Annotated in this window: 11 protein-coding genes; 6 read left to right on the top strand and 5 right to left on the bottom strand. The window is 55.9% G+C overall.

The genetic code is table 11. The annotated features are described in order from the left end of the window. The first annotated feature begins 129 nt into the window (after nt 1-129). The 5 genes from ABD890_RS01940 to astB are packed head-to-tail and all read left to right on the top strand — an operon-like array spanning nt 130 to nt 6614. Nucleotides 130-1359, top strand: a complete 1230-nt coding sequence (locus ABD890_RS01940; protein ID WP_345085168.1) for a hydrolase — start codon at nt 130-132, stop codon at nt 1357-1359. 48 nt (nt 1360-1407) lie between these two features. Next, on the top strand, nt 1408-2814 hold the full coding sequence (locus ABD890_RS01935; RefSeq protein WP_345085165.1) for an aminotransferase class III-fold pyridoxal phosphate-dependent enzyme: 1407 nt from the start codon (nt 1408-1410) through the stop codon (nt 2812-2814). A gap of 26 nt (nt 2815-2840) precedes the next feature. After that, a complete protein-coding gene (locus ABD890_RS01930; RefSeq protein WP_345085162.1) occupies nt 2841-3875 on the top strand; it encodes an arginine N-succinyltransferase in 1035 nt (344 codons plus the stop codon). 13 nt (nt 3876-3888) lie between these two features. Next, nucleotides 3889-5301, top strand: coding sequence for a succinylglutamate-semialdehyde dehydrogenase (gene astD, locus ABD890_RS01925; protein WP_345085159.1), 1413 nt, complete (start codon nt 3889-3891; stop codon nt 5299-5301). A 14-nt stretch (nt 5302-5315) separates the two neighbouring features. Further along, nucleotides 5316-6614: an N-succinylarginine dihydrolase gene (astB, locus tag ABD890_RS01920; protein ID WP_345085156.1), complete on the top strand. Its 1299-nt coding sequence runs from the start codon at nt 5316-5318 to the stop codon at nt 6612-6614. Here the strand turns inward: astB and ABD890_RS01915 are convergent. From ABD890_RS01915 to ABD890_RS01895, 5 genes are read right to left on the bottom strand one after another with little or no spacing between them, the layout of a single operon-like run. Next, nucleotides 6611-7171 carry an RNA 2'-phosphotransferase gene (locus ABD890_RS01915; RefSeq protein WP_345085153.1) on the bottom strand — a complete coding sequence of 187 codons (561 nt, stop codon included), beginning with the start codon at nt 7169-7171 and terminating at the stop codon, nt 6611-6613. The two genes, astB and ABD890_RS01915, sit on opposite strands and share 4 nt — an antisense overlap. Continuing rightward, the gene (gene ybiA / locus ABD890_RS01910) at nt 7168-7620 is read right to left on the bottom strand and encodes a riboflavin biosynthesis intermediates N-glycosidase (protein ID WP_345085150.1); all 453 of its coding nucleotides are present in this window, start codon (nt 7618-7620) and stop codon (nt 7168-7170) included. Before ybiA ends, ABD890_RS01915 begins: the two co-directional genes overlap by 4 nt. A 12-nt stretch (nt 7621-7632) precedes the next feature. Further along, nucleotides 7633-8232: a bifunctional nicotinamidase/pyrazinamidase gene (gene pncA / locus ABD890_RS01905; RefSeq protein ID WP_345085148.1), complete on the bottom strand. Its 600-nt coding sequence runs from the start codon at nt 8230-8232 to the stop codon at nt 7633-7635. A gap of 23 nt (nt 8233-8255) precedes the next feature. Beyond that, nucleotides 8256-8963 (bottom strand): NUDIX hydrolase, encoded by a 708-nt coding sequence (locus tag ABD890_RS01900; RefSeq protein WP_345085145.1) that lies wholly within the window; start codon nt 8961-8963, stop codon nt 8256-8258. Continuing rightward, the gene (locus ABD890_RS01895) at nt 8963-10450 is read right to left on the bottom strand and encodes a nicotinate phosphoribosyltransferase (protein WP_345085142.1); all 1488 of its coding nucleotides are present in this window, start codon (nt 10448-10450) and stop codon (nt 8963-8965) included. Before ABD890_RS01895 ends, ABD890_RS01900 begins: the two co-directional genes overlap by 1 nt. A 243-nt stretch (nt 10451-10693) precedes the next feature. Between ABD890_RS01895 and ABD890_RS01890 the strand changes: the two genes are divergently transcribed. Continuing rightward, on the top strand, nt 10694-13678 hold the full coding sequence (locus ABD890_RS01890; protein ID WP_345085139.1) for an FAD-binding and (Fe-S)-binding domain-containing protein: 2985 nt from the start codon (nt 10694-10696) through the stop codon (nt 13676-13678). Nucleotides 13679-13693: the final 15 nt, after the last annotated feature.

Raw genomic sequence — 13693 nt, 5'->3', positions numbered from 1 at the left:
TGGCTCCTGTCCGAATGAATGAGGTGTCGGGCGACAGGTGGAAATCGAAATACGTCCAAAAGCATTCTATGGCATACAATGTTTTGCGGCGCGTCAAATCTCTATCAATGTCTTTTCGGCAGGAACGCCATGGCACTGGAATCGGAAGTTCAGCCCATTTTGTCCTGGCTGCAAAATCAGCAGCCAGCCATGGAGTCGAATCTCGCCACATGGGCTGCTATCAATTCTGGCACCCATAACCTGAACGGGCTATATCAGTTAATCGAACTCGTTCTTGAAGAATTAGCCGGAATTTGTGAAGAGGTTCATACCCAGAACGTTTCGCCACGGACCATGGTCGATGCCCATGGCGACCTGCAAGAACAGCTTATTGCGCCAGGGTTGATCGGCATCTGCCGCGCGTCTTCGCCACATCAGGCGATCCTGGCGATTCATCTGGATACCGTCTATCCGGCCGATTCGCTTTTCCAAAGGGTAAGGGTGGAAGCCGACCAAATGCATGGCCCAGGCGTTGCCGACGCCAAGGGAGGTGTCGTCGTATTACTGACCGCGTTAAAGGCGTTCGAGCGGTATGTGGCCACCAGCGGCAACAATCTTTTGGGCTGGCGCGTGGTACTGAACTGTGACGAGGAAATCGGCTCGCCTGGATCGGCCGAGCTGTTCCGGCAGTATGCGATTGGCGCTGATTTTGGATTGCTGTTCGAACCTTCGCTGCCGAATGGACATCTGGTGGGAGTACGCAAGGGTTCCGGCAATTTCGAGATCGTTGTGCGTGGTCAGTCTGCCCACGCAGGCCGCGAGTTCTCGAAAGGCCGCAATGCAATTGTCGCCGCAGCCAGGTTGGCACAAACGCTGCACGACCTCAACGGACATTGGCCTGAAACGACGATCAACGTGGCGAAGATCGACGGAGGTGGCCCCAGCAACGTAGTCCCGGACACGGCGGTTGTCCGCTTTAACATTCGTTACCCGACGGAGGAAGTGGAACGGCAATTTGCCGAGGAGCTCGCCCTGCTGATCCGTTTCCCAGACGAGGGAATCACGCTGGCATTGCATGGCGGGTTCTTCGCCCCACCCAAACCAATGACAACGGAGCAGGAAGAATTGTTGCGGACTGTTCAATCTTGTGGCAAGACACTTGGCTTGGACCTGGCCTGGGAGTCGACCGGAGGGGTCTGCGATGGCAACCGTCTGGCGGCCCTGGGTGTGCCCAATGTCGACACGATGGGGGTTCAGGGTGGCAACATTCATTCACCCCAAGAGTACATGCTGCGAGACAGTCTGGTCGAGCGTTCGCAGTTGACGTTTTTAACGCTGGTCACCATGGCAGAAAGGTTTCGTCAAGCCGATCTGCAATAGTCGGCGTAGAATAGAAGTAGACCCTCATCATGCACGAAGGAGGCCCCGATGGATTCTCAACCGTTGATAGCGCAAAGGCTTCTCTCGGATCCCCGTGTCGCGGAAGCAACCCGTTTGCTGCAAGCCGCGCTCGAAGATCACTCGGCGGAACTCGCGCCGCGCGGCCCGTTGCCGGAATTCGCCGACTCGTTTCAGAAGTCGCTGGATGAATTCGCAACGCTTCGCGGTAATGGGCTTTTCTTTCCCTATCTCGCAACGGGAGCCGGGCGTGGTGCCCTAGTTGAGCTGGCCGATGGCAGCGTGAAGTACGATATGATCACCGGGATCGGCGTGCATGCGATGGGGCATGCCCATCCCCGATTGATGGCCCAACTCGTCCCAGCCATGCTCGCCGACACCGTGATGCAGGGTAACTTGCAGCAGAATGAAGAGTCGCTGCAGTTAACACGCGATCTGGTGACGCTTGCCAATCGTCAGGGTGCGTCACTCGATCACTGTTTCCTATCGAGCAGCGGTGCCATGGCGAACGAGAATGCGTTCAAGGTGTTATTTCAGCACCGAACGGCTTCGACACGAATCTTGGCGTTTGATAACGCTTTCGCCGGACGTTCCCATCTGCTCGGTCAGGTCACCGACCGACCGAAAAACCGCGTCGGACAGCCTGACACGGTGGCCGTAGACTACGTGCCGTTCTTCGACGCGGCCCATCCGGAACATAGCACCAAGGCTACGTTGAAACGAGTCGAGACTTATCTTCAGCGCTATCCCAATGCTCACTGCGGTTTCATTATGGAACTCGTCCAGGGAGAAGGGGGATACTACAGCGCTCCGCGTGAATACTTTGTCGCGCTGTGCGATCTGCTGAAGGCTCAAGGCGTGCCGATCTTCTTTGACGAGATCCAAACGTTCGGGCGAACTTACGCTCCGTTTGCTTTCCAGATGCTACAGCTCGATGCTTATGCCGACATGGTGACGATCGGCAAGATGTCGCAGATCTGCGCGACGCTGTTTCGGGCAGAGCTCAATCCGAAGCCTGGTTTATTGAGTCAGACATTCACCTCCTCGACGACAGCGATCGCTGCTGGTCGCTGGGTTATCCAACAACTGGCCGACGGACACTTCTATGGCGAGGAGGGGCGGATCGCGGAGATTCACCAGCGTTTCGTCGCCCGATTTGAAGGGATCGAACTGAAAGCTCCGGGCAAGCTGTCAGGCCCGTTCGGGATTGGTGGGATGATCGCGTTCACCCCGATGGACGGTTCCGCGGATGCCGCCAAACGGGTCCTACATGCTCTGTACGAAGCGGGCGTGATTGCCTTCGTTGCGGGGGCGGGCCCGGCACGCATCCGATTCCTGCCACCGTTTCTGTCGTTAACCGACGCAGAGATCGATGCGGTTTGTGACATTGTCGAAGAAGTGATGGTTTCGCTACCTTTGGAAAGCGAAACAAGCTAACGACCTGCGTTTGTGATGGAGAAACCATGCTCATTCGACCGGTTGAAGAACGCGATGTCGACCAGTTGTACGACCTGGCTCAGCATACGTTGTATGGCCTGACGACCCTGCCGAAGGATCGTGCGTTGCTCGAGAAACGGGTCCGCCAAAGCAGCAAAGCGTTCGCGGATCTGAACGACGCCGACCCGCAAGGACAGCTCTATTTGTTCGTCATGGAAGATGTTTCGCTGGCGAAGGTGGTCGGGACCTGTGGTATCGTCTCGAAGGTGGGCGGGTTCAAACCGTTCTACGCGTTTCGTTTAGCTACCGAGATTCAGGAGTCAAAGACACTTGGCAGCCGTCATGAACATCGTGTGCTGCATCTGCTTAAGAATCACGATGGTCCGACGGAAATTGGTAGCTTGTTTCTGCACCCTGAGTTTCGCGGTGGGGGTAATGGGCGCGTCTTATCATTGTCGCGATTCCTCTTTCTGGCCCAGTATCCGAAACTGTTCGAGCATGAAGTCATCGCCGAGATGCGTGGCGTCGTTGATCAAGAGGGGAACAGTCCCTTCTGGGAAGCTCTTGGCGCCCATTTCTTTGGCATCGATTTTCCGAATGCCGATATGCTCAGCTTGATCAACAAAGATTTCATCGAGGAACTGATTCCACGCCATCCGGTCTATCTCGATTTGTTGTCCCCGGAAGCCCAGGCCGCCGTTGCCGAGGTGCATACCAACACAGTTCCCGCGCGGCGATTATTGGAAAGCGAAGGCTTTCACTACGAAGATCAGGTCGACATCTTCGAGGCAGGCCCAGTGCTGCACTGTGTGCGTGATCAGATCCGCATCGTGCGGGAAAGCAAAGTGTCGTCGATTACCGCCATCGAGGATTCGCCAACAGGTGGAATTCCGATGCTAGTCGCCACCACGACCGTCCCATTTCAGGTCAGCGGCGGACTGGTTGCCGAACTCGACGAAGGAATTTGCATTGCCAAAGCGATTGCAGAAGATTTGAACATCGAAGTTGGTGCCCATATTCGGTTTGCACCATTGAAGTCTGCATCGGCGTTACCAACATAGGAGGAACGGTTCCGTGTTGTACATCAACGGACAGTGGATCGACGGCACCGGCCCTAAGCTCAAAAGCTTCAATCCGGCAACCGGCGCTAACCTATGGGAAGCGGCAACGGCAAGCGAAGAAGATGTTCGGGCGGCGTTTGAATCGGCAGCGAACGCTTCGCAAGCATGGGCGGCACTTGCTGTCGAACAGCGTGCAGAATATCTCCGACGATTTGCCAAGCTGGTCACCCAACAAAGCGAAACGTTGGCCAGAGTCATCTCGGACGAAGTCGGCAAACCTCGCTGGGATGCATTGACGGAAGCCAAGGCAGTCGCCGCAAAGTGCGAGTTGACGATCGATGCCTTGGCTCACCGTCGTGACCAGTCCGATGTGTCTACGACTGTGCTTCGTAGCAAAGTCGCCTATCGCCCCTTGGGAGTTGTCTCGGTCTTCGGCCCTTTTAACTTCCCCGCTCATATCGCAAACGGACAGATCATGCCTGCACTACTCGCAGGCAACACCGTCGTTTTCAAACCGAGCGAATTGACACCGCTGGTTGCTGAGGAAACAGTAAAGCTGTGGGAGTCTGCCGGGCTGCCGCCAGGTGTTTTGAATCTTGTCCAAGGAGGCGTCTCGACCGGGCAAGCGATTTTGCGACAGCCAGAACTGCGCGGATTGTTCTTCACGGGAAGTCGCCCGACCGGAGGCAAGCTGCGCGAAGCGTTGGCCCCGCGATTGGAAGTCCTTCTCGCCTTGGAACTCGGCGGCAATAATCCGTTGGTCGTTCATCAACCAAGCAATGTGGATCTGGCAATCGAACAGGTAATCAAGTCGGCGTATCTGACTTCGGGCCAACGTTGTACCTGTGTGCGGCGACTCATCGTAACCGGCGAGAGCGATACGTTTTTGGAACGTCTTGACCAGGAAACACGCAAGGTCGTGGTCGGTCGGCCGTCCGACGATCCGGAACCGTTCATGGGGCCACTGATTCATGCCGAAGCGGTCGATCACCTTCTCGAAGAACAATCGCGATTGGTTGCGGCCGGATCACTTTCACTGCTCTCCGCCGAACAGCTTTCCTTGGGTCGTGCCTTTGTCAGCCCTGGAATCATCGACGTGACAAACTGCTCACAACGAACCGACGACGAGATCTTCGGTCCGCTCTTGCAGGTCATCCGCGTGGCTGATCTGGAAGGGGCGATCGCCGAAGCGAACGATACGCGATTTGGTCTGGCGGCTGGTATCTTGTGCGACGATCGGGCTGACTTCGATCAGTTTCGACAGCAAGTTCATGCGGGGCTCATCAACTGGAACCTGCCAACCACCGGCGCCAGTGGCAGGATGCCCTTTGGTGGCATCGGTCAAAGTGGTAATTATCGGCCTGCCGGATTTCATGCTATTGATTTCTGCCAGGTTGCCATCGCGGAAACGGAATCCATCTCTTGAAGGAGGAACGCGCAATGACCGCGCAGGAAGCCAACTTCGACGGATTGATCGGCCCTACGCATCACTACGGCGGGCTCTCACCCGGTAATGTCGCCTCGCAGCAGCATCGCCATCAGGTCAGTTCGCCCCGAAAGGCAGCGCTGCAAGGCCTGGCAAAAATGAAACGAGCAGCCGACATGGGAACGCCGCAAGCGTTTCTGCCTCCGCAGCCTCGACCTGACTGGCGGTTTCTGGCCGAGCAAGGCTTTGAAGGGGAGCATGCTAACGTACTGGCCGATGTAAAAGCCAAACGGCCAGAGCTCCTCAGCATTGCCTTCAGCGCCTCCTCGATGTGGACTGCCAACGCGGCAACCGTTTCACCGAGCGCGGATACGAGCGACGGTCGAGTTCATTTCACGCCAGCCAATTTGCAGTCGATGCCTCATCGCCGAATTGAAGCGAGACAGACCACGCACATCTTGCGAACCATCTTTCATGATGCCCGCTACTTCGTCATTCACGATCCTGTGGATGCGGATTGGAGCGACGAAGGCGCCGCCAACCACACGCGGCTTTGTCGCCGCTATGGCGAGCCTGGCGTCGAGCTGTTTGTTTACGGCCGCGAAGCAGGTCAGTCTGCGCCGACAGAGAAGTTCGTCGCCCGCCAGACAAAAGAAGCGTGCGAGGCAATCGCCAGGCAGCATGGTCTGGATCCTGCCCGCGTCGTCTTTGCCCAGCAATCTCCCGAGGCGATCGATGCTGGCGTCTTTCATAATGACGTGATCGCCGTCGGCAACATGGCCTTACATCTCGTTCACGAAAAAGCATACGTCGATCAGGAACGGGTCCTTGCGGAACTCGCCGACAAGTTCGGCCCCGGCCTGCAAACGATTGTGATCAGTGATTACGAATTGAAACTGAAAGAGGCGGTGAGCACCTATTTCTTTAACAGCCAACTGCTCACGTCACTGACGGGAACGATGACGGTATTTGCCCCAGTCGAGTGTGGCGAAGTGCAGGCATCGAATCGGCTGTTGTCTGTTCTCATGAAGGGAGAGAACCCGATCGTCGACTGCCAGTTCGTCGACCTTTGCGAGAGTATGCAAAATGGCGGAGGTCCTGCTTGCCTACGATTGCGGGTCGTACTCACCGAAAATGAAATCGCCGCGATCCCGAAAACGGTGTGGCTGACTGATGCTCGATATCGCCAGTTGAAAGAATGGGTTCAGCGACATTATCGCGATCGACTGCATATCGATGATCTGGCCGATCCCAAACTGGCAGAAGAAGTCGATGCCGCAATGGACGAGTTAACGGGACTGCTCGGCTTTTAGGAAGATGATTCCTGCACCTTCAAGAAGCCTGGCGGAACGTGATCGGTCAACCAGACGTCGTTCCCGGTTACAAAGAACTGGTGGCCGGCGGCATGCATCTCTCCGGAAGCGATCGACAGCAACACAGGCTTTCCGTGACGCTGAGCAACTTCCAACATCGTTTGCTGGTTTACCGACATGTGCACGTGATGTCGCTTTCCTTTGATCAATCCCTGTTGTCGGATCGAATCGAGAAAGCGAGTCGCGGTCCCGTGGTAAAGGATCGACGGCGGTTCGGCCGCTTCATATTGCAAATCAACTTCGGCCGAATGGCCTTGCCTCGCGCGAATGAGCAGACCATCGTCTGAGATCTCAAACCGCTGCTTGTCGTTGTCTTGCACTACTTCCATTAGCAGCGTTTCCGATACGGACTTTCCATCACGCTGGAATGCCTCCAACAGATCGGTAATCGCTACCCATCCGCCAGGAGCTAACGTGAGCCCAGCCGTGTCAGGCCGATGCCGCAAGACGTAGCTCATCGCCTTGCTGATCTTTTTTAGTTTCTCTTTGCTTGTCATTGTATTCGTACTTTGGATTGTTGTAGTTCGGCTCGGATCTCCATCAGGATCTTGCCAAGCCAGTTCTGGCCGCTGCCATCTTTTCCGGCACCCCAGAAATAGTCACGTCCAGCGGCTTCGATGATTGGTTCGTCGCCTGTTTCCAGCAGAAGATCACGGAGCTTGGCATGTTCCGCAAACTTAGCCTGAACAGCTTTCCGCATGACATCGACCTTCACGCTTTCCCAGTCATCGCGAATCTTAACCTTTCGGCTTCTGCCAAGCCGGGCCGCGATCATCGGGCTTTTGGTGGTGCGGATCTTTTCGCAGTATTCTTCATCCTCGAACTTCATCGCCTGGAAGTAATGCTCGCTGGTTGGGTACCACACTCCATCGACGTGAAACCCAAACGCGGCAAAGTTCGAGAACTCTCCGTAGGCAGATTTCGTTGAGTAAAATTCAATGGGCATCTGTCGGCTCCCTTAGCTAATCATTTCAACTCTTGCCGCCATCATCTGCTCCATCGCCATGGCGCAGTCTCCCAGTCCCAGTTCTACGCCGCGGATCCCTTCGAGAATAACGGCCGTTTCAAACCCTAGCTGGGCGGAATCGATCGCTGTCGCCTTCACGCAATAATCGGTGGCCAGTCCCATGATGTGTACCACGGTGACATTGTGCTCTCGTAGTAAAGCTTCGAGACCAGTGGCATGCTGGCGATCGTTATCGAAGAATCCGCTGTAGCTATCGAATCGCGGATCGGTTCCTTTTTGAATGACATGCTGAATGCCATCCAAGTTCAGGCCCGGCGCGAATTCGGCGCCTTTCGTTCCTTGAACGCAGTGATCTGGCCAAAGTACCTGCTCGATATCGTCCAGCATGATCCTTTGTCCCGGTTTCTTCCCGGGGTGCTGACTTGCGAACGACTGGTGATTGGCAGGATGCCAGTCTTGCGTCGCGATTACCAGCCGGTATTTCTCCATCCACTCGTTGGCGACCGGAACCACGCGATCACCATGTTTGACCGCTAATGCTCCGCCGGGCAGAAAGTCGTTTTGAATATCGACCAGGATCAGGGCTTTCATCGCTGGGTTCCTTGCGTGAGGTTTTAGATTTCGAAGTGGAAGCCTTGCTCGGTCAACCGCTCGTAGGCTTTCTGATCGAAGCGGTAGAGGCGCGCCGCTCGGTGGGCGACATCCTTTTCAATCTCGTCGGTCTCTTGCACGATCTCCATGCTAAGGACCTTCTTGCGGAAGTTCCGCTTGTCGAGTTCTCGATCAAGAATCACTTCGTACAAGTGCTGTAGCTGCCGAAGGGTAAACTTTTCCGGCAGAAGTTCAAAGCCGATAGGCTGATAACGAACCTTTCCGCGTAGGCGTTCATGAGCCGCAGCCAGGATGTTCGCGTGATCGAACGCCAGGTCCGGCAATTCGTTCACAGAGAACCAGGCCGCGTTACGGGCATCGGTACTGGCTTGAACGTTATGCCCCTCAAGATTAACCAGGGCATAATAGGCCACCGTGACGACACGTTCGCGCGGGTCGCGGTTCAAGTCGCCATACGTGTAAAGCTGTTCCAGAAAGATCCCCTGCAAACCGGTTTCTTCCTGAAGTTCGCGCCGCGCGGCATCGTCGAGCGTTTCATCGAGGTGCACAAAACCGCCTGGCAGTGCCCATTGTCCCTCGAACGGCTCGAGATCACGTTGGATGAGCATCACCATCAGGTCATCGGCATCGAGCGCGAACACGACAATGTCGACCGTCAGGGCAGGGCGGGCATATTCGTACTGAAACTTGGCCTCAGGTTTGCTTCGCATCAGCCATCTCCCACGCTATCAACCAGGCGTTTGTCACGAATATCGTGAATCATCTGATCTCGGAGTTCATGCAAGCCAATATCGAGCCCGACCGGGTATTCGTGCGGGTTCATGAATCGCCGGATCGTGGGGTGAATTCGGCTTATTTGCTGCATCGCTCGCTCGCGAATCTTGTCGAGCGGTTCCGTTTCCCCAAGCCGCTTCCCGTCCTGCATCACCGTTTGCAGTAGATCAACCGCTTGGGCCTTGCTGGACAGTCGCTTGCGGCGAGTCGGATCTTTGGCGTCGACGATGATCTCGCGAACATCGATACCCTTCGTTTCATCGTAGATCATGTCCCCGATGAAACCATCTGGACCTTCATACCGCCGAACCTGGAGTGTGCCCGGAATCGACGTTTTGATCGCTTGTTCCGACAGTTTCACCTTCGGTTGCCAGTTTCCTGCTTCATCTTGAATTGCCGCCAGTTTGTAGACACCTCCCAGTGCTGGTTGGTCGTGCGAGGTTGCCAGCTTCGTGCCGACGCCCCACACCGCGATCTTGGCCCCCTGGATCTTCAAGTTCTCGATAATCCGCTCGTCGAGATCATTCGAGGCGACGATCGCAGCATTCGGGAAGCCCGCTTCGTCGAGGATCTTGCGGGCCTCAGTGCTCAAGTAAGCCAGGTCTCCCGAGTCGAGGCGAATGCCGACCATTTCGTGTCCTTGTTGGCGAAGCTTTCTGCCAACTTCCGCTGCCAGGCGAACACCATCGATCGTGTCGTAGGTGTCGACCAGAAAAACACAGTTGTTGGGCAGCACGGCCGCATACTGCTCGAAGGCCTCTTGTTCCGTATCGAACGACATCACCCAGCTATGGGCATGCGTTCCTTTCACCGGAATCCCAAACATCTTGCCTGCCAGCACGTTGGAGGTTGCCGCACAGCCGCCGATGTAGGCGGCCCGGCTTGCCGACAGACCGCCGTCAATTCCTTGGGCTCTTCGCAAGCCGAATTCCAACACCGGATCGTTCCCAGCGGCGGCACTGATTCGGGCTGCCTTGGTAGCGATCAGTGTTTGGAAATTGACGATATTCAGCAGCGGCGTTTCCAAGAGTTGACACTGCAAGATTGGTCCGCGAACTCGCAAGATCGGTTCCTGACCAAACACCGCAGTTCCTTCCGGCATCGCATCGACCTCAACTGATAGCTTCAAATTGCCGAGGTACTCTAGAAACGCGTCCTCGAATAAGCGCTTGCCATCGTTGCCGGTCAGTAGGGCGAGGTATTCCAGATCCGAGGGTTCAAAATGGTAGCCGTTCATATAATCAACGGCTTGCTCTAAGCCAGCAGCGATCGCGTAGCCACCCTGAAATGGTGCCTTGCGGAAGAACAGATGAAACACGGCCTGCTGTTCGGCACGCCCTAACTTCCAATAGCCATAGGCCATGGTTAGTTGATAAAGGTCGGTCAGCAGGGCCAACGGAGGCCGATAAAGTTGAGTTAACATCGTTTCCTCTCTTTCTTAGTGTCTATGGTACACTATCGAGCCGGGAGCGATCAAGCGTGAATCAAAAACTTCTAAAATCGCACCTCGGGGCCGGTTCGGTTTGCTTAATCGATGCAGTTGTTTGGTTCGTGCGGGCTCGATGCGACCGACAAATAGGGGCAATGCAGACGCCGGTCAGAATTCGTTATGATGAATCGACACCCACTGGTTGTCGTATACCCACCATCCCCGAGCTGACACCCCATGGCTTCCGCGACCTCCTCTCCGGCAGGCAATACCGACCATCATTTTGCGGCGTCTTTTCAGCAGTTGGCAACGAAACTGCAAGGAACGCTGCACGTCGACGATACCTGGCGGCGTCTCTACGCGACCGATGCGTCGGCCTATCAGCAGATGCCGCTGGCGGTTGCGATTCCGGAAACAAAAGAAGACATTCGCCTGCTGATTGAATTCGCTGGCGAGCAGCAAGTCGGTTTGATTCCGCGAACGGCCGGTACCTCCCTCGCCGGTCAGGTTGTTGGTGGCGGAATCGTAGTGGACGTGTCGCGACACTTCACCCGCATTCTGAAAATCGACGCCGAGCAGCGAACCGTGTGGGTTGAACCAGGCGTCATCCGCAACGAATTGAACCATGCGCTGAAACCACATGGTCTGCTATTCGGTCCCGAGACGTCGACCCAAACCCGAGCGATGATCGGCGGCATGGTCGGCAACAACTCGTGCGGATCGAACTCGATCAAATATGGCAGCACCCGCGATCACTTGTTGGAGATTGAGGGCTTTTTGGCAGATGGCTCGCCAGTGACTTTCGGCAAGCTAACGGCCGAAGAGTTCGATGCCAAGTGCAACGGACCCGATACGCTGGAAACGCGAATCTATCAGCAAGCAAGAGATCTTCTGTCGGACGAAGCGAATCGAGCCGAGATCACGAAGGAGTTCCCGAAGCCTTCGATTCCACGGCGTAACACAGGCTATGCCATCGACCTGCTGATGGATGCCGACGTGTTTGACCCTAGCAGCGACAAGCCCTTTAACTTCTGCAAACTGATCGCGGGCAGTGAAGGAACGTTGTTCTTTGCGACACGCATCAAGCTGAACTGCCTGCCCTTACCGCCGCCAGTGAGTGGGCTGCTGTGTGCCCACTTTGAAACGGTCGATCAATCGCTTCGCGCGACGCAGATTGCCGTTCAGCATGATTGTTATGCCTGCGAGCTGATCGATCACTTCATTCTGGAATGCACGGAACGGAGCCGCGAGCATCGTGCGAACCGTTTCTTTGTCCAAGGGAAGCCCGGAGCGATTATCGTCGTCGATATCCGAGGTAATACCGAAGCGGAAGTCCAGGCAGTCTGTGATCAGATTGTCGCCGAAATGCAAGCCGCTGGCCTGGGATACGCCTACCCGGTTCTGTTTGGCGAAGACACGGAGCGAATCTGGGACCTTCGCAAGGCAGGTTTGGGGCTTCTTGGCAATATTCCTGGCGACGCCAAACCGGCACCGGTCGTGGAAGATACGTGCGTCGACGTCGCTGACCTGCCCGAATATATCGCGGAGTTCAATCGCCGCTTGAACGAACGCTTCGGCCTGCAGTGCGTGCACTATGCCCACGCAGGCAGCGGCGAAATTCACTTGCGTCCGGTCATCAATCTGAAGACGCCCGAAGGCAATCGCCAGTTTCGCGAGGTGGCTCAGACCATTGCAGAACTCGTCAAACAATACCGAGGTTCCCTGAGCGGCGAACATGGCGACGGACGACTTCGTGGCGAGTTCCTGAAGCAAATGATCGGAGAACATAACTACGGGCTGGTCTGCCAGATCAAGGAGGTTTGGGACCCGAAACGGATCTTTAATCCGAACAAGATTGTCGATACGCCACCGATGAACTCGTCGCTCCGCTATACGCCGGGGCAGAAGCCACGCGAAGTGAAAACGCTGTTCGACTTCAGCGAGAACTCCGGCATGCTGGGCGCCGCTGAGATGTGCAATGGCAGTGGTGACTGTCGCAAGACCGAGATCACAGGCGGCACGATGTGCCCCAGCTATATGGCAACGCGGGACGAGATGCACACAACGCGTGCCCGGGCAAACATGCTTCGGCAAGTGATCTCGGAATCGGATCAGGCCAATCCGTTCGATCATGAGGGCTTGAAGGAGGTTCTCGATTTATGCCTGTCGTGCAAAGGCTGCAAGAAAGAATGCCCCTCCAGCGTTGACATGGCAAAGTTGAAGGCGGAAACGCAGCAGCACTATTACGACAAGCACGGGATGCCTGGCCGGTCCAAGCTGATCGCCGACTTCACCAGCAAACAGAAGCTGGCGGCGAAGGTGCCGTGGCTTTGGAACTTTATGTTCGGGACGCCATTTCTGCGGAAGCTACTTAATCGATTCACCGGGTTTCATCCCGATCGCACGATCCCACTGCTTCCCAAGCAAACGCTGGCAACCTGGTATGCGGCGCACAAACCTCACGTGAATGCTGGCAAGGTCGGCAAGGTGCTCTTCTTCAATGACGAGTTCACCAACTATCACGACCCACACATCGGGATCGCAGCGATCGAGTTACTCGAGAAGCTTGGCTACGAGGTCATCGTTCCAGAGCATGGCGAGAGTGGTCGAACGTGGCTGTCGAAGGGACTTCTCCGCGAAGCGAAGGATCGCATCGATCACAACTTGACGGTCCTGCAGAAATCGATGACCGAAGACATCCGGATGATCGGCGTCGAACCGTCAACGATCCTGACCTTCCGAGACGAAACGCTGGACCTGTCCGAGCCTGCCTTGCGTCCATTCGCGCAAGAGATCGCGCCGCGCTGTTTGATGTTCGAAGAGTTCATCCAGCAGGAAGTTCAAGCGGGCCGGATCAAGGCGGAGTCGTTCACCGAGGAACCCGCGACAGTCCATTTGCATGGTCACTGTTTTCAGAAAGCGCTGGCGGGGCAATCGGCATCGATCGCGGCGCTAGGCTTGCCACGGAACTATCAGGTGAAGACAATCCCGAGTGGTTGCTGTGGTATGGCAGGCTCGTTCGGATACGAAGCAGAGCACTACCAAGTGTCTATGCGTATCGGCGAGCTGGTCTTGTTCCCTCGGGTGCGAAATTTATCGTCCGAAACGCTTATTGCCGCGCCGGGAACATCCTGCCGACATCAGATCCACGACGGGACATCGCGCAAGGCGTACCATCCCGCCGAAATCTTGCTGAAAGCATATCGGAATGGCTCACAATAGAGCGAGAAAAGGCCC

The sequence above is a fragment of the Bremerella cremea genome (genome assembly GCF_039541315.1).
GTDB lineage: Bacteria > Planctomycetota > Planctomycetia > Pirellulales > Pirellulaceae > Bremerella > Bremerella cremea.
This window is presented reverse-complemented; position numbering and strand designations above follow the sequence as displayed.